Source organism: Pseudomonas simiae (assembly GCF_900111895.1).
Taxonomy (GTDB): domain Bacteria; phylum Pseudomonadota; class Gammaproteobacteria; order Pseudomonadales; family Pseudomonadaceae; genus Aquipseudomonas; species Aquipseudomonas simiae.
Genome location: NZ_FOKB01000003.1, coordinates 380,338 through 400,097, shown reverse-complemented (window position 1 = coordinate 400,097; position 19,760 = coordinate 380,338). Strand labels below are relative to the sequence as shown.

The 19,760-nt window shown below is 59.7% G+C and carries 17 protein-coding genes; 10 read left to right on the top strand and 7 right to left on the bottom strand.

The window, feature by feature from the left end:
* Positions 1–11: 11 nt before the first annotated feature.
* Positions 12–2,234: a polyphosphate kinase 1 gene (gene ppk1 / locus BMZ57_RS11875; protein ID WP_010207416.1), complete on the top strand. Its 2,223-nt coding sequence runs from the start codon at positions 12–14 to the stop codon at positions 2,232–2,234.
* A 512-nt stretch (positions 2,235–2,746) separates the two neighbouring features.
* Here the strand turns inward: ppk1 and BMZ57_RS11870 are convergent.
* Both BMZ57_RS11870 and ppx read right to left on the bottom strand, forming a co-directional pair.
* Positions 2,747–3,982, bottom strand: coding sequence for a hypothetical protein (locus BMZ57_RS11870; protein WP_069672951.1), 1,236 nt, complete (start codon positions 3,980–3,982; stop codon positions 2,747–2,749).
* Positions 3,983–4,271: 289 nt separating this feature from the next.
* Positions 4,272–5,774, bottom strand: a complete 1,503-nt coding sequence (gene ppx, locus BMZ57_RS11865; RefSeq protein WP_010207414.1) for an exopolyphosphatase — start codon at positions 5,772–5,774, stop codon at positions 4,272–4,274.
* A gap of 444 nt (positions 5,775–6,218) precedes the next feature.
* Here ppx and BMZ57_RS11860 point away from each other — a divergent pair, with 444 nt between their 5' ends.
* The 4 genes from BMZ57_RS11860 to BMZ57_RS11845 all read left to right on the top strand — a co-directional run bounded on the left by BMZ57_RS11860 (position 6,219) and on the right by BMZ57_RS11845 (position 10,754).
* A complete protein-coding gene (locus tag BMZ57_RS11860; protein ID WP_029529026.1) occupies positions 6,219–6,869 on the top strand; it encodes a DUF1120 domain-containing protein in 651 nt (216 codons plus the stop codon).
* A gap of 130 nt (positions 6,870–6,999) precedes the next feature.
* Positions 7,000–7,701, top strand: coding sequence for a fimbria/pilus chaperone family protein (locus BMZ57_RS11855; protein ID WP_370737445.1), 702 nt, complete (start codon positions 7,000–7,002; stop codon positions 7,699–7,701).
* 7 nt (positions 7,702–7,708) lie between these two features.
* Positions 7,709–10,225: a fimbria/pilus outer membrane usher protein gene (locus BMZ57_RS11850; RefSeq protein ID WP_074900500.1), complete on the top strand. Its 2,517-nt coding sequence runs from the start codon at positions 7,709–7,711 to the stop codon at positions 10,223–10,225.
* On the top strand, positions 10,215–10,754 hold the full coding sequence (locus BMZ57_RS11845) for a DUF1120 domain-containing protein (protein ID WP_044288049.1): 540 nt from the start codon (positions 10,215–10,217) through the stop codon (positions 10,752–10,754). The genes BMZ57_RS11850 and BMZ57_RS11845 overlap by 11 nt, the downstream gene beginning before the upstream one ends.
* Here BMZ57_RS11845 and BMZ57_RS11840 read toward each other — a convergent pair.
* From BMZ57_RS11840 to BMZ57_RS11825, 4 genes are read right to left on the bottom strand one after another with little or no spacing between them, the layout of a single operon-like run.
* Positions 10,726–11,463, bottom strand: coding sequence for an amino acid ABC transporter ATP-binding protein (locus BMZ57_RS11840; protein ID WP_010207409.1), 738 nt, complete (start codon positions 11,461–11,463; stop codon positions 10,726–10,728). The two genes, BMZ57_RS11845 and BMZ57_RS11840, sit on opposite strands and share 29 nt — an antisense overlap.
* Entirely contained in the window at positions 11,450–12,100 is a 651-nt protein-coding gene (locus tag BMZ57_RS11835; RefSeq protein WP_010207408.1) for an amino acid ABC transporter permease, read from the bottom strand. Before BMZ57_RS11835 ends, BMZ57_RS11840 begins: the two co-directional genes overlap by 14 nt.
* Positions 12,097–12,765 carry an amino acid ABC transporter permease gene (locus tag BMZ57_RS11830; RefSeq protein ID WP_010207407.1) on the bottom strand — a complete coding sequence of 223 codons (669 nt, stop codon included), beginning with the start codon at positions 12,763–12,765 and terminating at the stop codon, positions 12,097–12,099. The genes BMZ57_RS11835 and BMZ57_RS11830 overlap by 4 nt, the downstream gene beginning before the upstream one ends.
* A gap of 17 nt (positions 12,766–12,782) precedes the next feature.
* Positions 12,783–13,568 carry a transporter substrate-binding domain-containing protein gene (locus BMZ57_RS11825; RefSeq protein ID WP_010207406.1) on the bottom strand — a complete coding sequence of 262 codons (786 nt, stop codon included), beginning with the start codon at positions 13,566–13,568 and terminating at the stop codon, positions 12,783–12,785.
* 255 nt (positions 13,569–13,823) lie between these two features.
* Between BMZ57_RS11825 and BMZ57_RS11820 the strand changes: the two genes are divergently transcribed.
* From BMZ57_RS11820 to BMZ57_RS11800, 5 genes are all read left to right on the top strand, one after another.
* A complete protein-coding gene (locus BMZ57_RS11820; RefSeq protein ID WP_010207405.1) occupies positions 13,824–14,519 on the top strand; it encodes a FadR/GntR family transcriptional regulator in 696 nt (231 codons plus the stop codon).
* 121 nt (positions 14,520–14,640) lie between these two features.
* Entirely contained in the window at positions 14,641–14,970 is a 330-nt protein-coding gene (trxA, locus tag BMZ57_RS11815; RefSeq protein WP_010207403.1) for a thioredoxin TrxA, read from the top strand.
* 235 nt (positions 14,971–15,205) lie between these two features.
* Positions 15,206–16,465 carry a transcription termination factor Rho gene (gene rho, locus BMZ57_RS11810; protein WP_003176825.1) on the top strand — a complete coding sequence of 420 codons (1,260 nt, stop codon included), beginning with the start codon at positions 15,206–15,208 and terminating at the stop codon, positions 16,463–16,465.
* Between the two features lie 156 nt (positions 16,466–16,621).
* Positions 16,622–18,088, top strand: a complete 1,467-nt coding sequence (ubiD, locus tag BMZ57_RS11805; RefSeq protein ID WP_003176824.1) for a 4-hydroxy-3-polyprenylbenzoate decarboxylase — start codon at positions 16,622–16,624, stop codon at positions 18,086–18,088.
* On the top strand, positions 18,088–19,056 hold the full coding sequence (locus BMZ57_RS11800) for a CDP-6-deoxy-delta-3,4-glucoseen reductase (protein ID WP_010207400.1): 969 nt from the start codon (positions 18,088–18,090) through the stop codon (positions 19,054–19,056). The genes ubiD and BMZ57_RS11800 overlap by 1 nt, the downstream gene beginning before the upstream one ends.
* 147 nt (positions 19,057–19,203) lie before the next feature.
* Here the strand turns inward: BMZ57_RS11800 and BMZ57_RS11795 are convergent, their stop codons facing one another.
* Entirely contained in the window at positions 19,204–19,686 is a 483-nt protein-coding gene (locus tag BMZ57_RS11795) for a hypothetical protein (RefSeq protein WP_010207399.1), read from the bottom strand.
* Positions 19,687–19,760: the final 74 nt, after the last annotated feature.

Here is a 19,760-nt window from a genome sequence, read left to right as displayed (position 1 = left end):
AGGAACATTCGATGAATACCGAAGGACTCTCAGAAGTTGCCGTAAAAGACGCTCACCCGGTGGTTGAACAAGTCACCGAGACCCCGCCGGAGCATGAGCCCGCCGCGCCTGCCGTGGTGGCCGAACCGCCCGTGCCGGCCCCGGTGGTCGCCGTGACCAACCTGGATGACAGCAGCCTGTACATCCACCGTGAGCTGTCACAACTGCAATTCAACATCCGCGTGCTGGAGCAGGCGCTGGACGAGTCCTATCCGCTGCTGGAGCGGCTCAAATTCCTGCTGATCTTCTCCAGCAACCTGGATGAATTCTTCGAAATCCGTGTCGCCGGCCTCAAGAAGCAGATCACCTTCGCCCGCGAGCAAGCCGGCGCCGACGGCCTGCAGCCGCATCAGGCCCTGGCACGTATCAGCGAGTTGGTGCACGGTCATGTGGACCGCCAATATGCGATCCTCAACGATATCCTGTTGCCGGAACTGGAAAAACATCAGGTCCGCTTCATCCGTCGTCGTCACTGGACCACCAAGATCAAGACCTGGGTGCGCCGTTACTTCCGTGACGAGATCTCGCCGATCATCACCCCGATCGGCCTCGACCCGACGCACCCGTTCCCATTGCTGGTGAACAAGAGCCTCAACTTCATCGTCGAGCTGGAAGGCATCGACGCCTTCGGTCGCGATTCTGGCCTTGCCATCATCCCGGCCCCACGCCTGTTGCCACGCATCATCAAGGTACCGGAAGAGGTGGGGGGGGCTGGCGATAACTATGTATTCCTCTCGTCGATGATCCATGCCCACGCCGATGACCTGTTCCAGGGCATGAAGGTCAAGGGCTGCTACCAGTTCCGCCTGACCCGTAACGCCGACCTGGCGCTGGACTCCGAAGATGTCGAAGACTTGGCCCGTGCCCTGCGCGGCGAGTTGTTCTCGCGGCGCTACGGTGATGCGGTGCGGCTTGAAGTAGCGGATACCTGCCCGAAACACCTGTCGGACTACCTGCTCAAACAGTTCAACCTGGCCGAATCCGAGCTGTACCAGGTCAATGGTCCGGTCAACCTGACGCGCCTGTTCAGCATCACCGGCCTGGACAGCCACCCGGAGCTGCAATACACGCCGTTCACCCCGCAGATCCCGAAACTGCTGCAGAACAGCGAGAACATTTTCAGTGTGGTGAGCAAGCAGGACATCCTGTTGCTGCACCCGTTCGAGTCCTTTACGCCGGTGGTCGACCTGCTGCGGCAGGCCGCCAAGGACCCGCACGTCCTGGCCGTACGCCAGACCCTGTACCGCTCCGGCGCCAACTCGGAAATCGTCGATGCCCTCGTCGACGCCGCGCGTAACGGCAAGGAAGTCACGGCGGTGATTGAGCTGCGTGCGCGCTTCGATGAGGAATCCAACCTGCAGCTGGCCAGTCGTCTGCAAGCGGCGGGTGCGGTGGTGATCTACGGCGTGGTGGGTTTCAAGACCCACGCCAAGATGATGCTGATCCTGCGCCGTGAGGCCGGTGAGATCGTGCGCTACGCCCACTTGGGCACCGGTAACTACCACGCCGGCAACGCCAAGCTCTACACCGACTACAGCCTGCTGACCTCCGACGATGCCTTGTGCGAAGACGTCGGCAAACTGTTCAGCCAGTTGATCGGCATGGGCAAGACCTTGCGCATGAAGAAGCTGCTGCACGCGCCGTTCACCCTCAAGAAGGGCATGCTCGACATGATTGCCCGCGAGACCCAGTTCGCCCTCGACGGCAAGCCGGCGCACATTATCGCCAAGTTCAACTCGCTGACGGATCCGAAGATCATCCGCGCGCTGTACAAGGCCAGCCAGTCCGGTGTGCGCATCGACCTGGTGGTGCGTGGCATGTGTTGCCTGCGCCCTGGCATTGTCGGGGTGTCGCACAACATTCATGTGCGCTCGATCATCGGTCGCTTCCTGGAGCACACGCGGGTGTTCTACTTCCTCAACGGCGGTGAAGAGCAGATGTTCCTCTCCAGTGCCGACTGGATGGAGCGCAACCTCGATAAGCGTGTCGAGACGTGCTTCCCGGTGGAAGGCAAGAAGCTGATCATGCGGGTCAAGAAAGAGCTGGAAAGCTACCTCACCGACAACACCCACAGCTGGAGCCTGCAGTCGGACGGCCGCTATGTGCGCAACACGCCGACCGGCAACCAGAACCCGCGCAGTGCGCAGGCGACGTTGTTGGAGAAGTTGGGTAGCCCGATTCTCACCGTGAATTAAAACCCAACGCGGTCAAAAAAATGTGGGAGGGGGTTTGCTCCCACATTGGTTTTCGATGTGTTTCGGTTAAGGCATTAGCAATAAATCTTTGTTATTACATCGCCAGGACTCACGCGCCCCCATCGGTAGCCACCTTTGCAAACGGCAGGATTAGGGGCATTTTTCTCTGCAGGGGACCCGGCTCCTGTTCGCTCGGTGGGTTTTTCTTTGCGTTCGAATAACTCTTCCAAAAGTCTCCAATTATTTGGATATGAACCTCCTAGGTAATAAGTTCCGTTTACCCAAGTTCCAGCCTCAGCGGGTTTTGGCATCATTACTTGGCTAACGGCCCACATACACAGGAACCCACTGACAACCATTTTGAATTTCATGAGTGCAACTCCTTCCTTAGTACAAGCAGCGGCATAACCATTACCCAGGCCAGTTTTCACGGACTGCCGCCAATACGCAGCAGTGCTGGCGTCATAGCGCTAACCCTGTTCAGTCTTTACACGCCATGCATCCCCCGCTTTTCACGGAAGCGTCGCCGTTACAGCAATAGCGGTTTGCGTGGCATCCATGACCACACCGGCCATATGCGCGCCGTTTTTGGAGATAGCCGTCACCCGGTTGTTTTTGCCTCCGCCAATCGACGGCAGACACACGCTTCCCGTCGTCTGCGTCCAGGTGCAACCCAGTGAGTATTGGTCGTTGGTGAGGATATTCAGCCCAACGACATTACCGCCGACGATTGCACCGGCTTCGCCCCATACGCTTCCACTCGGAAAAAGAATGAATGTGATGATCGGGATGGGAAGTGTTGAGGGTAGCCAGGTCATGTACTGGTTTCGTCCATCGGCGGTGTTCTGGGAGACCAATACCTGGCCTATCTCGTTGATATTGATAACCATGTTCTTAGACCCCGAGGATAAGGTCAGCACCAAGGGGGTGGCAGTTTTGCTGCTCCAGAATGCACTTTTCGCCACATTCACCGCCGAGTTTGGATAGAGGCATGTGCCGACGAAGCTTGAGGCCTTAGTGGCACTGTTGACTATGCAGTTAGTGGCGCCAGGGGGCAGGGGCAGGTCGGTCAGGGTATAGAACGATCCGGTTTTTTCCGCGACTCGCGCACTGGTGTTGCCGGCATTGTTCGGGCAATTGAGCGCGATTTTCGGGGTGCCGGTGGTGGGCAGGTTGAGGTCCGCGACGGTGCAATTATCGCCCCAGTCGGACACGCGTTCCGGGGTGCTGCTACCGGTCGCATAAAACACCACGGTACCCCGGCTATCGGCGTTATAGCTTGACCCCGCCACGTCGCCTTGGTCATTGATCGCAACGCCTTCGGTGGCGACATCTTGGGGGCGTAGCAGCGGAATTAACCACGTGGAAGGCAGCGGATTCAGTTTGGTGGGCGCGGTACTGGGGGACGTGGCTTCCCAGGTCGTCCCGAAATGCGAGTTGCTGGCGTCCCTGCAATCGCCCACTACTTTCCCGGTGTTGGACACTGCCCAAACGCGGCACGGTTGGCCGGTCGCCAGGGGCGGGAGCGCGATCTGGGAGCCGCTACCGACGGCCACCCACGGAATATCGTTGGCGGTAGTGCTGGCCGGCGTGCAGTTGCCCACGGTGATGCCGCTATCATTGATGTCGATCGGCGCGCATTGCGCACCTGCGGTTACGGCGAAAGGCGTCCATGTGGCTGCATGGGCGACACTCAGGCCTGTCGCATAGAGGCCTAAGCCCAGAAGGGTGATAGCCGATAATTTCATAGTGAGTCCTTCCTTGGGGTGATGCGGTCTACGGGTGCTCTGCGTTACTGCCTGTTACGCGAGAGGGGTGAGCGGGAGTAAAGATTGATCAGCAGATATGCACAACTGTCATATCTGACAGGTCTGCATGAGTGGCTAACGGGAGGGGCAAGGTGTTTTTGCGCGGGCCAATGTGTGAAGGGGCCTGCTCCCGATTGCGGTATGTCAGTCACTGGATACGTTGACTGAACCACCGTAATCGGGAGCAAGCCCCCTTCCACATTGGTTGTATGGTGTTGTCTAGATCGGGTCAGCGCAGGTTCAGGTTGAACCCCACCCGCGTCAGCCACTCGGCTTCCTGACCAAAATCCGCCTGGGTCAGTTGGTTTTCATCCAGCCAGCCTTTCGGGAACACCACGTCCAGGCTGTCGCCGTTGGCACGCAGGGTCACTTGGGGCATTTCCTGGGTACCACGAATATGGTGGAACAGGATCGCAAAGCGCAGCAGCACGCACAGGCGGATCAGCTTGATGCCTTCGTCACCGAATTCAGCGAATTTGTCCTTGGGGATGTTACGGCGATGGCCGCGCACCAGCAGGGCGAGCATTTGCTGGTCTTCGCGGGAGAAGCCGGCCAGGTCCGAGTGCTCGATCAGGTAAGCGCCGTGCTTGTGGTAATGGTAGTGGGCGATATCCAGGCCCACTTCATGCACCTTGGCGGCCCAGCCCAGCAGCTCGCGCCATACGCCGTCTTCCAGGTCCCAGTCTTCGGCCACCTGGTCGAAGGCGTGCAGGGCTTTGCGCTCCACACGGGCGGCCTGTTGCAGGTCGACGTGATAACGCTCCATCAACGAAGTGAGCGTGCGCTCACGCACGTCTTCATGGTGGTGGCGGCCTAGCAGATCATAGAGCACACCTTCGCGCAGGGCGCCGTCACAGTGGTCCATGCGTTGCAGCTCAAGGGCGTCGAAGATCGCTTCGAGAATCGCCAGGCCGGCCGGGAAGATGGTGCGACGATCGGGCTTGATGCCGTCAAAGTCGATTTTCTCGGCATCCCCCAGCTTGAACAGCTTGCGCTTGAGCCACGCCAGGCCTTCGGCATTCACTTCGCCAGTGCCGTGGCCGCCGGCTTTCAGGGCCAGGCCGATCGCGCGGATGGTGCCGGACGAGCCGATGGCTTCATCCCAGGTCAGGCGGTGCAAGGCGTGCTCGATGCTCATGATCTCCAGCCGCGCCGCCGTATAGGCCTGGGCATAGCGCGCCGGGGTAATCTTGCCGTCCTTGAAATAGCGCTGGGTGTAGCTGACGCACCCCATTTGCAGGCTTTCGCGCAGCAACGGTTCGAAGCGTTGGCCAATGATGAATTCGGTACTGCCGCCGCCGATGTCGGCGACCAGGCGTTTGCCGGGGGTGTCGGCCAAGGTATGGGACACGCCTAGATAGATGAGACGCGCCTCTTCTCGGCCGGAGATGACTTCGACCGGATGCCCAAGGATCTCCTCGGCGCGGCGGATGAAATCGCCACGGTTGCGGGCTTCACGCAACGCGTTGGTGCCGACGATTCGCACGGCACCCAAGGGCATGCCGTTGATCAACTGGGCAAATCGCTTGAGGCAGTCGAGCCCGCGCTGCATGGATTCTTCGTTGAGCTGACGCTCGTCGTCGATGCCGGCAGCCAGTTGCACTTTCTCGCCGAGCCGCTCAAGGATGCGGATTTCGCCGTTCTGGGCCTTGGCCACGACCATGTGAAAGCTGTTGGAGCCCAGGTCGATGGCGGCGATCAGGGACAGATTCTTGGCTTGGGATTGCGGCATGGTAAGGGGGTCTCGGTCGATAACCCAGCCATCGTGCCACGATCGACCTTTGGTGCCAACGCGTACCGCTTCGGTAATTTTCCTGCAGGTGTCTGTGAGGAATTCTTGTGGGAAATGTAGGGCGGTTTTCTAAGTTCAAAGAGAACGGGGATTTATCTTTGTAGGAGTTATTAACATTTTGTTGTTTTTATACTGTTTGTGATTTTGCCTACAAGGAAGCGATTAATAGCTTGTTGGTTTTGTATTTGCGCCTACTTAGTCATTCGGCTTGGCTCACTATTTGTTTTTACAGTTCCCACAATGACTGATGCCTAATCTGATTCTTTAGTCAGGTACAAAAACGACAGACTGTCATCCGGCAATTACGCCGTGGTGTTATTTATTTAGGCTCGGAATTTTCGGCCGTCGTAAATGCACCTACTCATTAGAGATGACAGGTTGAATATGAAAAAAATGCTTGGTGTGACAGTGGGTGCTCTTTGCTTGGCCGCCAGTATCGGGGCTCATGCAACGAATGTTGCTGAACTGATTGTACGAGGGACTATCAAACCGGTGGCGTGCAACCTTAGCCTCGCCGGTGGCGGCATCGTCGATTACCAGACAATTCCCGCCTCAAGCTTGTCGCCGACGCAGTTCACGCCTCTTGCAGCAAAAACCGTGGGCTTGAACATCAGTTGCGGCCAAGCACCGGCGCAGTTTCGAGTGATGCTGAGCGACCTGCAATCCGCCAGCAAGGTGACAGGCATCCTCGGTGCCGGGTTCACCGAGGCTCAGAACTATGGCCTGGGCCTTGCCAATAGCAAGCGTACCGGTGGGTACTCCGTAACTCTCAAAAACCTGCAATCTTCCAGCGGGACCCTGACCCCTATCATGCGCAGCAGTCAGGGGGCGGCCTGGCAGAACAGTGACGGTAAAGTCGCCCAATCGCCTTCCCAGTATTCATGGCGTAGCGGCACCACTGTGGTGCCGGCATTCGTTAACAGTCTTACAGGCACGCTTGAAGTGAAAGCCGTTATCAACCGCACGCAGGATTTGGACCTGACCCGTGATGTAACGCTGGATGGTCGCACCAGTCTGTCAGTGGATTACATCTAAGTACGTCATTAATAGCCGACATAAACGCAAAGGCACTTACTTGCCTTTGTTAAGTGTCGGCTGTTTTAGCGTGTGCGTTTGTGGGTGTTCAACTTTATGGCTGTGGGGAAAATCGGTGAATGTTCTATCAATAATCGTGACGTCGTTGCTGCGCTATATAAGCTTTTGCCTTTTTTTGTGCGGTATGGCAGTCGCGGACGGAATGCAGCCCGAGACAACCGTTGTCATACTGAATGAAGAAGAAGGTGAGGCGACACTTAATGTTAAAAACACGGACCCCCGCCCTGCGTTACTTCATTCAGTCATACAAAACATACCGGAAGACCTCGAACCCTTGTTGATCGTGACGCCTCCGATTACGCGGGTGGAGGCGGGCGACACTCAACTGGTTCGCTTCATCAGTACCACGAAGAAACCGCTCAAGACCCAACGCCTGAAACGAGTTTCCTTTGAAGGCATCCCCGAGGCACGTGCGCCTGGCGGTGCGACCATTGGTATCACCCTGCGCCAGAGCCTGCCATTGATCCTGCACCCCAAAGGCTTGGCCAGGCATGACGCGCCCTGGCAGTTGCTGACATGGAAGCGTGAAGGGGATCAGTTGCGGGTCCACAACAACAGCCCTTACGTCGTGCGCTTGGGGATGGAAGTACAACTGCATCCGCAGGCAAGCGTTGCAACGTTGCCGCGAACGTACATCCTGCCGGGCGAAGTGCTGACGCTCGCGTCGGAAGGCTCGGTGGCGGGCGTGGTGGCCGTGGGGATTCAACCGGCCACGGTCTACGGGTTTACGGTGGACAGTTACCGCGCGCCCGTTACGGCTGAGGCGGATTGACGGGCCTATGAAAAAAATCAGGCATACCCGTCGCTCTGCCAATAGCGTGCCGAGCACTATTTCCCAGGCTCGCTCCAGAATTCTGCTGGGGCTTGCGACGCTGTGGAGTCTGCCAGGTAGCAGCGCAGCGGTTGGGTTGGGGGAAGGCTTTGATCTGGCCGCGCTGACCTCCCTTGGGATTGATCCGCAGGTGTCTGAATACTTCCGTAGCGCAGCGCGCTTTCGCGAAGGTGTCCATGTGGTCGGACTGCGAGTCAATGGCACGCCGCTGGGGTTGGTTGACGCCCGTTTCGATTACCAGGGGCAGTTGTGCTTCACCCCTGCGTTGCTGGCAAAAGCCGGTCTGGTTACCCCGTCCAAGGTTCTGCGCGAGGGCATCACCCCTGACCAGGCCTGCCATGATTTCGTTGGGGAATATCCGGCGACCATGGTGCGACTGCGCCCCAGCAGCGACGAGGTCACACTGGTGGTGCCGACCCAGTCCCTGCGTGCGCCGGAGTGGGAGGGCGGGAGTTTTTCCGAGGGTGGCGCGGCCGCGCTCTTCAACTACGACGTATTGGGTTTCGATACCCACGCGCGCAGTGGGTCAAGTCGTTTCGTGTCGGCCTATACTGAGGCGGGATTCAACCTGGGTAATTGGATTGTACGAAGCCGCCAGTTTTATGTGTCCGACAATGGCAAGACGCGCACCGAACAGGTGAATGCCTATGCCCAGCGTGATATCGCGGCGTTGCAGTCGACCTTCCAGGTGGGGCAGATTTCCACCAACAACCCTATATTCGGCGGGGTACAACTGACGGGCTTGCAGTTCTTCCCGGATGGCCAGCAGCGCTCCGGTGCGGGCGACAGCAATGTCGTCGTTGAAGGGCTGGCTCAAAGCCAGTCACGCGTCGAAGTCCGTCAGTCGGGCGCATTGATCCACTCCACCCTGGTGCCGGAAGGTCCGTTCAGGCTGACCGGTTTACCGTTGCTGAACAGCACCAGCGACCTCGACGTGAGCGTGATTGACGTGCGTGGGGCAAAGCGCAGCTTCGTGGTGCCCGCTGCGTCCTTTCTTGGTGGGGCTCCGGTGGAGCCGGGGTACTATTTTTCCCTCGGTAAGGTGCGTGAGACGACCCTCGACAACCAGCAATCCCCTGTGGTTGCCATGGGCAGCGGCACCTGGGGGTTGGGCCAGCGCTCGTCGTTGGGTTTCGGTTTGCTGAGTACCGACGAATATCAGTCGGCAGGCGGATCCCTGAGCAGTGTGTTTTTCCATCAGGTGACCGTGGGCGTGCGCCATAACCTGTCCCGTGATGCTCAAGATGAGGTGGGAGGTGCGCGGAGCACGCTGTCTTTGGGGATTCCGTTATTTGCCAACCTTGATATCAACCTGAGTGCCTCGGCACAGAGCCGTGGTTACCGGGAGGTACTGGACGCCGGCCAGGCGTCGAGGGGGTACGACCTCGATGCGCGTTTCAAGCGCCAGTACACGGCCGGTTTGAGCTGGGCGGACCCGTCCCTGGGTGGTTTCTCCCTCGGTTTCACCCGTAGCTCGCAATTTGACGGGCAATCCAACGATCACCTCTTTGCCTCGTGGAACAACACGTTCAACGGCGTGGGTGTCGCACTGATCGCCGACGCTCAGGTAGACGCGACCGCGCCTCGGAGCCTGGAGCCGATTCGGGGCGGCCGCCGCAACGATCGGCTGGACGAGGGCACGTCTGTCAGGCTGCAGGTCACGGTGCCCCTCGGGACTGATCGGAGTATGAGCACTTACGTCAGTCGTCGAGGTGACCGGCTGGATGCCGGCACCGCCCTCAGCGAGCGGGTCAACGACTATGTGAACTACGAGGTCGGTGTCGATCGGGACATGAAAGAGCGAGAGCAAAGCGTGCGCGGCCGTGTGGACGTCTTGCCGCTGTATACCCGCGTGAGCTTGGGCGTCGACCGTGATCCGTCGAACACCCATTACTCCGGCCAACTGCAAGGCGGCATCGTGGCCCATGAGCACGGCGTGACCTTCTCGCCGTATGCGGTGCAGGACACGTTTGGCATTGTCTCGGTGGGCGATATCGGAGCGGCCAAGGTTTCGACACCCCAAGGGCCGGTATGGACCGATTTCAGCGGCCAGGCAGTGATCCCCGGGCTGCAGGCCTACAGCAACAACCATCTGCAGGTGCAGACCCAGTCGCTGCCCAAGCGCGTCGACTTGAAGAACGGGACCAAGGTGCTCGCTGCCGGTCGGGGCTCAGTCAATATTCTCAACTTTGACGTGGTGAAAGTCCGTCGCCTATTGCTTGAAGCCCAGGACGAAGAGGGCCGACCACTGCCTCAAGGTGCCGCAGTGTTCGGTGAAGACAACAACTTTGTGACCAGCGTAGTGGGTGAAGGCATGGTGTTCCTGAGCAATATCGATGGGCCGCAAACCCTGACAGTTTCACTGCCGGACGCCAAATCCTGCCGGCTGCAAGTCAATCCTGAGCAAGAGCCTGACGATGACACACTCTACGAAACCGCACCGGTGGTCTGCCATGTTCGCTAAGCGCAGGAGCCTGTGGCTGTTGTGGGTGGCCGTTGTGGCGAGCCAGGCGCAAGCCGACAACTGCCGGATGACCTTGAGCGAGCCCCGGGTCGACTATGGGGTGATTCGTCCTTCGCAAGCGACCTCCGGCCGGGCGACAGTGACGCTGGACACGCCACGTACGCTGCACCTGAGCGTGCTTTGCACGAATGCTTCGACGATGGCGCTGCGTTTCAGCGGTGTCGCCGCCGATGCCCAAGGCTTTCAGTTCGGGCGGCAAGGGCGTTTTACCTTGAACCTGAGGCAGGCTCAGGTCGACGGCAGGCCGGTATCGTGGCAGCCCGATGAAGCCGCCAACGGGCAGCTGTTACCGGGTCGTGCGTTGTATGCGAGCGCAGGCGGTGCGCCGGTGACGGGCCGTCGGCTGACGGCCCAGGTAGAAATAGCGGTTCAATTGCCGGCCAATGCCCTCTCGGTCCGTCGAGAGGTGCTGCTGGAGGGGCATGGCCAGTTCGAACGGGTCAGTGCGACTGTTCCGTCGAACCAATGAAGTTGGCCAGCTCGGCGGTTTGCGGGCTGGCGAACAACACTTTGGGGTCGCCTACTTCATGCACCTTGCCCTGGTGCATGAACACCAGCTTGTCGCCGACTTCACGGGCGAAGCGCATTTCGTGGGTCACCATGATCAGGGTCATGCCGTCCTTGGCCAGTTGGCGCACCACGCTGAGCACTTCGTTGACCAGTTCCGGGTCGAGGGCCGAGGTGATTTCGTCGCACAGCAGCACCTTGGGCGACATGGCCAGGGCGCGCGCAATCGCCACGCGTTGTTGCTGGCCGCCGGACAGGCGATCGGGGAAGGCGTCGAACTTTTCGCCCAGTCCGACGCGCTCCAGCATTTGCTTGGCTAATTGGGCCGCCTTGGCCTTCGGCACTTTCTGCACCACTTGCGGCGCAAGCATCACGTTTTCGCCGACGGTCAGGTGCGGGAACAGGTTGAATTGCTGGAACACCATGCCGACTTTCTGCCGCAGGCTGCGCAGGTCGGCGCGGGCGGCGTCGAGGTATTCGCCATCGACTTCGATCACCCCGTCGTTGATCGACTCCAAGCCATTGAGGGTGCGCAGCAAGGTGGATTTGCCCGAACCGCTGCGGCCGATGATCGCCACCACCTGGCCTTCTTCGACGGTCAGGTCGATGCCCTTGAGTACATGGTGATCGCCGTAATACTTATGCAGGGCGGAAATTCTAAGCAGAGGCATGCAGTCTCCTTTCCAGGTAGCGCGCACTGAGGGACAAGGGGTAACAGAGCAAAAAGTAACCAAGGGCCACCAGGCCGTAGACCATGAAGGGTTCGAAGGTAGCGTTGGCGAGCATGCCGCCGGTCTTGGTCAGTTCCGTGAAGCCGATGATCGAGGTGACGGCGGTGCCTTTGACCACCTGCACCGAAAACCCCACGGTAGGCGCGACGGCAATCCGCAGCGCCTGGGGCAGGATTACGTAGCGCAGTTGCTCCAGCGGGTTAAGCGCCAGGCTGGCCGAGGCTTCCCATTGCCCGTGGGCGATGGAGTCGACGCAACCACGCCAGATTTCGGCGAGATAGGCGCTGGTGAACAATGTCAGGGCAATCGCCGCCGCCAGCCAGGGCGAGATATCCACACCGAGCAGGGCGATACCGAAAAACACCAGGAACAGTTGCATCAACAGCGGCGTGCCCTGGAACAGTTCGATATAGGTGCGCGCAAGGTTGCGCGGGAAGGCTTTGCGGCTGATGCGCATCGTCATCACCAGCAAACCGATCACACCGCCGCCGACAAAGGCCACCAATGACAGCAGCAAGGTCCATTGCAGGCCCGTGGCCAGGTTGCGCACGATGTCCCAGAAGGAAAAATCACTCATCGGCTGTTCCTCATCACGAAGCGGCGGCCGATCCAGTTGAGCAACTGGCGAATCATCAACGCCATACACAGATACACCAGCGTGGTCAGGGCATAGGTTTCAAAGGCGCGGAAGTTGCGCGACTGGATAAAGTTGGCGGCAAAACTCAGTTCTTCAGTGGCGATCTGGGAGCACACCGCCGAGCCGAGCATCACGATGATGATTTGGCTGCTCAGGGCCGGCCACACTTTGCCCAGCGCCGGCAGCAGCACGACGTGGCGGAAAGCTTCGAAGCGTGTCATGGCCAGTGCGGCGGCGGCTTCAAGTTGTCCGCGCGGAATAGCCTGAATACCGGCGCGGATGATTTCAGTGGAATAGGCGCCCAGGTTGATCACCATTGCCAGCACGGCGGCTTGCCACTCGGTGATCTTCAGCCCCAGGGACGGCAGGCCGAAGAAGATGAAGAACAACTGCACCAGGAACGGCGTGTTGCGGATCAACTCGACATACACGCCGAAGCACCACGCAAACGGCTGGATCTTCCACGCCCGCACCACGGCGCCGACGGTGCCCAGGGCTACACCGAGGATGGCGCCGATGGCCGTCAGCTCAAGGGTAAACAGCGCGCCACGCAACAGCAGATCGGTATTGGCCAGCACTGGCACGAAGTCAAATTGATACGCCATGAGTCAGCTCCGTCGCTTTAGAGATCGGCGGGCAGTGGCTCTTTCAGCCATTGCATAGCGTTCTTTTCCAGGCTGCCGTCGGCTTTGGCCGCGACCAGGATCTGGTTGACCTTCTCCAGCAGCGCCGGCTCGTTCTTGTTCACGCCCACGTACACCGGCGAGTCCTTGAGTTTCACTTTCAGCGCGGGCACGCGTTTCGGGCTGCGCTCGCTGATAGCCACCATCACTACGTTGCCGCTGGCGATCAGGTCGACTTGGCCGGCGAGGTAGGCGGCGATGGTGGAGTTGTTGTCTTCGAAGCGCTTGATGGTGGCCTCCTTGGGTGCCACGGCGGTCAGCTCGATGTCTTCAATGGCGCCACGGGTCACGCTGATGGTCTTGCCCTTGAGGTCGTCGGTGCTGCTGATGGCCGCTTCAGGCGGGCCGAACACGGCCAGGTAGAACGGTGCGTAAGCCTTGGAGAAGTCGATGACCTTTTCCCGCTCGGCGTTCTTGCCCAGGCTGGAGATCACCAGGTCGACCTTGCCCGTGGTGAGGAAGGGAATACGGTTGGTGCTGTTGACCGGGGTGAGTTCCAGCTTGACCTTGAGTTGGTCAGCCAGCAGCTTGGCGGTGTCGATGTCCAGGCCGCGGGGCTTCATGTCAGGGCCGACCGAGCCGAAGGGCGGGAAGTCCTGGGGCACGGCGACCTTGAGGGTGCCACGGGCGACGATGTCGTCCAGACCGTTGGCCTGGGCGGGTGCCTGGCTCAGCATCAGGCTGGCAAACAGGGCAGTAAGCAGGGCGCTGTAGCGCTTGGTCATGGCAACTCTCCGAGAAGGGCGAAGGAATTTTCTGGATTTGCTCAGTGCACAGCCCATGCCATCACTCTCAATAAAGCCTGCAAGCCAGGGATTTATTGCGTTGCGATGGTCGGACTGGTCTGAACAGTTCGCGGATTTTTCGCACCCTTTTCGAGCGTCGGCAAAACCTCGCGAGCCCCTTTGGGGCGTGGCTTGCCGCCGACGGCGAATAGCTTTACAACTAGCCGCTCAGTTGACTGGAACCTCGAGTTTTCTATGAATTCCATCGCCCAAGCCGTACCGGAAGCGGCCCTGCAGGCCATTCGCAAACTGATCAAGGACCAGGGCTTCGGGCCGGGCGATGCCTTGCCGTCGCAACGGGATCTGGCGGTGCAACTGGGGGTGAGCCGAGCGTCGTTGCGCGAGGCGTTGTCGTCCTTGAGTGCCCTGGGTGTGGTCAGTGTTCAGCCTGGCAAGGGTGTGTTCGTGCAGGCGGCCGAGGAGTCGCCGGGGTTTACCTGGCCCTTTGCGGCTCAGGCCACGCCGCTGGATATCTTCCAGTTGCGCTATGCGCTGGAAGGGTTTGCGGCGGGGTTGGCGGCGGTGACGCTGACTGTCGATGAGCTGGACAGCCTGGAAGATAACGTCGAGGCCATGCGCAAGGTGCTCAAGGCCGGCGACTTTGAAGCCGCTGCCCGGCTGGACTTCGAATTCCACCAGCGCGTCCTGCTGGCCAGCGGTAATCAGGCGATGGTGAGCATCCTGAGTGCCAGCGCCGAGGTGTTCCTGGAGAGCCAGAAGCTACCGTTCATCCGGCCGGAGCGGGCCATGGAAACCTGGCAGGAACATCGCAGGATCCTGCGCGCCCTGGCCCGGCGCGCCAGTGCGGCGGCGCAGAAAAGCATGCAGGAACACGTGCGCAATGCGGCGTTGCGCACGGGCATTGCCTTCGTGACTCCCGTCACGCCGTGAGTTGGGCTATACCCAAACTCATGCACCGCCATAGCAAGACTCAATCAGAGGCGGCTTCCTGAACGGTGGAAGGGCGGCTATGATGGGCCACGTTTTTTTTGCTTACAATCCGGAGACATCCATGAGCAACGATCTTATCAAGCACGTCACCGACGCGACCTTTGAGGCCGAAGTACTCAAGGCTCAAGGCCCGGTGCTGGTTGACTACTGGGCTGAATGGTGCGGCCCTTGCAAAATGATCGCTCCAGTCCTGGACGACATTGCGACCACCTACGAAGGCAAGCTGACCATTGCCAAGCTGAACATCGACGACAACCAGGAAACCCCGGCCAAGCACGGCGTGCGTGGTATCCCGACCCTGATGCTGTTCAAGGACGGTAACGTCGAAGCGACCAAAGTAGGCGCGCTGTCGAAGTCTCAGTTGCAAGCGTTCCTTGACGCGAACATCTAAGCGTCGTCAAAAAGGCCCCGCAAAATAGCGGGGCTTTTTCGTGAAACAGGGCTAGACGCTCCGAAACTCAGGTGGTACATTCGGCCCCGCACTGGTTTCTCCACTGCCCCCTGCATGCCGTCGCCGACGCACTCCTTTTCGATTAGTACGCGATCCTGTCGCCTTCTCTGCGGCGCGGCCTCATTAAGCCAAAAGCTTAATTTCCCCCCTCCATAAATGATTACGTCATTCCTATATGAATCTGACTGAACTCAAGCAAAAGCCGATTACCGACCTGCTCCAGCTGGCCGAAGAAATGGGCATAGAAAATATGGCCCGTTCGCGCAAGCAGGACGTGATTTTCTCCCTGCTGAAAAAGCACGCGAAAAGCGGCGAGGAAATCTCCGGTGATGGCGTGCTGGAGATTCTCCAGGACGGCTTCGGCTTCCTCCGCTCTGCTGACGCCTCCTATCTTGCCGGCCCAGACGATATCTACGTCTCGCCGAGCCAGATCCGTCGCTTCAACTTGCGCACCGGTGACACCATCGTTGGCAAGATCCGCCCTCCGAAGGAAGGCGAGCGTTACTTCGCCCTGCTCAAGGTCGACACGATCAACTTCGATCGTCCCGAGAACGCGAAGAACAAGATTCTCTTCGAGAACCTGACCCCGCTGTTCCCGACCGTGCGCATGAAGATGGAAGCCGGTAACGGTTCCACCGAAGACTTGACCGGTCGTGTGATCGACCTGTGCGCCCCGATCGGCAAAGGCCAGCGTGGTCTGATCGTTGCACCGCCGAAAGCCGGTAAGACCATCATGCTGCAGAACATTGCAGCGAACATCGCGCGTAACAATCCTGAAGTTCACCTGATCGTGCTGTTGATCGATGAGCGTCCGGAAGAAGTGACCGAAATGCAGCGCACCGTGCGCGGCGAAGTGGTTGCCTCCACGTTCGATGAACCGCCAACCCGTCACGTACAGGTTGCCGAAATGGTGATCGAGAAGGCCAAGCGCCTGGTCGAACACAAGAAGGACGTGGTGATCCTGCTCGACTCCATCACCCGTCTGGCCCGTGCCTACAACACCGTGATCCCGAGCTCCGGCAAGGTATTGACCGGTGGTGTCGATGCCCACGCCCTGGAGAAACCGAAGCGTTTCTTCGGCGCCGCGCGGAACATCGAAGAAGGCGGCTCGCTGACCATTATCGCCACCGCATTGGTTGAAACCGGTTCGAAGATGGACGAAGTGATCTACGAAGAGTTCAAGGGTACCGGTAACATGGAACTGCCCCTGGACCGTCGCATCGCGGAAAAACGCGTGTTCCCGGCGATCAACATCAACCGCTCCGGCACCCGCCGTGAAGAGTTGCTGACCGCCGACGACGAACTGCAGCGCATGTGGATTCTGCGCAAGCTGCTGCACCCGATGGATGAAGTGGCTGCCATCGAGTTCCTGATCGACAAGCTGAAAACCACCAAGACCAACGACGAGTTCTTCCTGTCGATGAAGCGTAAGTAATACGACGTTTCAGGTCCGAAAGAATGGCGCCCTCAGGGGCGCCATTTTTTTTGTGCCGTTTTTTAAGCATTCTCCGTAACCAAATACATCGCGATAAGCTGCCAGCCGCCGCCATAGCAGGTAGGATGTACGCCTATTTTACGGGTGGCATGGTTAATGAAATTCAAGGATCTTCGGGATTTCGTGCAGCAACTTGAGCAGCGCGGAGAGTTGAAACGTATCCAGATGCCGATTTCCCCGGTGCTGGAAATGACTGAGATTTGCGACCGTACCTTGCGTAACAAGGGCCCGGCGCTGCTGTTCGAGAACCCGACCGGCTTTGATATCCCGGTGCTCGGCAACCTGTTCGGTACGCCCGAACGCGTGGCCTTTGGCATGGGCGCCGAGTCAGTCAGCGAATTGCGCGAGATTGGCAAGTTGCTGGCCTTCCTCAAGGAGCCCGAGCCGCCCAAGGGGCTCAAGGATGCCTGGTCGAAGCTGCCGATCTTCCGCAAGATCATTGCCATGGCCCCCAAAGTGGTCAAGGACGCGGTGTGCCAGGAAGTAGTCATTGAAGGCGATGATGTCGACCTGGCCATGCTCCCGGTGCAAACCTGCTGGCCTGGCGACGTCGGCCCGCTGATCACCTGGGGCCTGACCGTCACCAAAGGTCCGAACAAGGATCGCCAGAACCTCGGTATCTACCGCCAGCAAGTGATCGGCCGCAATAAGGTGATCATGCGTTGGTTGAGCCACCGTGGCGGCGCGTTGGACTTCCGCGAATGGTGCGAAAAACACCCCGGCAAGCCGTTCCCGGTCTCCGTGGCACTGGGTGCCGACCCGGCCACCATCCTCGGCGCCGTGACCCCGGTGCCCGACAGTCTGTCCGAATATGCCTTCGCCGGCCTGTTGCGCGGTAACCGCACCGAACTGGTGAAGTGCCGCGGCAACGACCTGCAAGTACCGGCCACTGCCGAAATCATCCTGGAAGGCGTGATTCATCCGGGTGAAATGGCCGATGAAGGCCCGTACGGCGACCACACCGGCTACTACAACGAAGTCGACAGCTTCCCGGTGTTCACCGTCGAGCGCATCACCCACCGGATCAAGCCGATCTACCACAGCACCTACACCGGCCGTCCGCCGGATGAGCCGGCTATCCTGGGCGTGGCGCTCAACGAAGTGTTCGTGCCGATCCTGCAGAAGCAATTCCCGGAGATCACCGACTTCTACCTGCCGCCGGAAGGCTGCTCGTACCGCATGGCCATCGTGACCATGAAGAAGTCGTACCCAGGTCACGCCAAGCGGGTAATGCTCGGTGTGTGGTCGTTTTTGCGACAGTTCATGTACACCAAGTTCGTTATTGTCACCGATGACGACATCAATGCCCGCGACTGGAACGACGTGATCTGGGCCATCACCACGCGTATGGACCCCAAGCGCGACACGGTGATGATCGACAACACGCCGATCGACTACCTCGACTTCGCCTCGCCGGTGTCGGGCCTGGGTTCGAAGATGGGCCTGGACGCCACCCACAAGTGGCCGGGTGAAACCACCCGCGAGTGGGGCCGGGTGATCGTCAAGGATGAAGCCGTCACCGCCCGTGTCGATGCGATCTGGAAAGAATTGGGAATAGATTGATGCGAGTAACCCTGCAACCTTCCGGCGCCGTGCTGGAGCTGGTCCCTGGCGAGCGAATCCTCGAAGGCGCGCGCCGCCTGGGCTACGAATGCCCCCAGGCCTGCCGCAACGGCGTGTGCCATGTGTGCGCCGCGCTCTTGGTGGAAGGCCGGGTGCAGCAGGCCGGTGAAGTGCGTGATCACGGCGAGTTCTACACCTGTATCGCCGAGCCGCTGGAAGATTGCATTGTGTTGTGGGATGGCGTGCTGGCGCCGGGAGAGTTGCCGTTGCGCAAGTTGTCGTGCCAATTGAGTGAATGCGTTGAGGTGGGTGGCGATGTGTGGCGCGTGCGCCTGCGTGCGCCGGCCGGCAAGGCGGTGCGTTACCACGCCGGGCAATACCTGATGATCGAGCGCGAGAACGGTGAGCAGTCCGCGTTCTCCCTGGCCTCGGCACCCCATGCCGGCCGCGAGCTGGAGCTGCATGTGCTGGCCCGCGAGGACAGCGCGCGCACCTTGCTTGCGCAACTGCAACGCAACCAAATGGCTCGCGTAGAGCTGCCTTTTGGGGATACTCACCTGGCCGAGCTGCCGGACGGGCCGCTGGTGTTGATCGCCGCTGGCACCGGCATGGCGCAGATGCACAGCCTGATCGAGCATTGCCGCGCCTCCGGCTTCAAGCACCCTGTCCACCTGTACTGGGGCGTGCGCCGTCCGGAAGATTTCTATCAGATCGAACACTGGGACCAGTGGCTGCAACTGCCCAACCTGTTCCTGCACAAAGTCGTCAGCGACCTGTGCGGTTGGGAAGGGCGCTGCGGGCTGTTGCATGAAGCGGTGTGCGAAGACATTGCCGACCTCAAGTCGGTGCACGTCTACGCCAGCGGTTCACCGGCGATGATATACGGCACCCTGGATGCGCTGGTGGATGCCGGTATGGACGCGCACCAGATGCGTGCGGACGTGTTTGCTTACGCCCCTCGGCCCTAAAACGATCACCTGCATCACGGATGTACGCTGATCAAACTGTGGGAGCGGGCTTGCTCGCGAAAGCGGTGGGTCAGTCAGTGCATGTGTCACTGAACCACCGCATTCGCGAGCAAGCCCGCTCCCACAGTGGACTGCGTCGTGTCTGTGTCAGAAGCGCACGCCTGTGGTCACCATCGCGGCATTGAACCCCAGCAACACTAATTCCGCCGCCACTGGCCCGTAATGGGTGCCCACCGACGGAATGATCACCGGCGCTACGCCAAAACGGTTCAACGGGATCTTGTCGCGGTACTTGCCGCGATAGCCCTGGATCGCCCCGCCCGTCAGCTTCACATACACCGGGTAGTCGGCCATATCGTAGCGCTTGCCTGCGTACGCATAGTACGAGCGCTGCCGGAACGAGTTGCGAAACGTCGCCCCGCCATACACAAAGCCTGACGCTTCATTGCGTTCCAGGCCGATCAGGTCCTGGTTGTTGTTGTGCTCGGGGTCGGGCGCAAAATGCCGGGTGTAGACGCTCGTCTGTGCGTACCAGAAGCCTTTGTCGTCATCGGTTGCGGGTATTTCGCCCGCCAGTGCGGTGGTGGCCTGGGCCAGGAACAGCAGGCCAGGCAGTCGGAATCTTTTCATGGGTACGACCTCGATAGTCGGTGTGATGGACGGCTAGGTGGGTCGTGATGGGTGTGCACTATTTTGACGGTTTG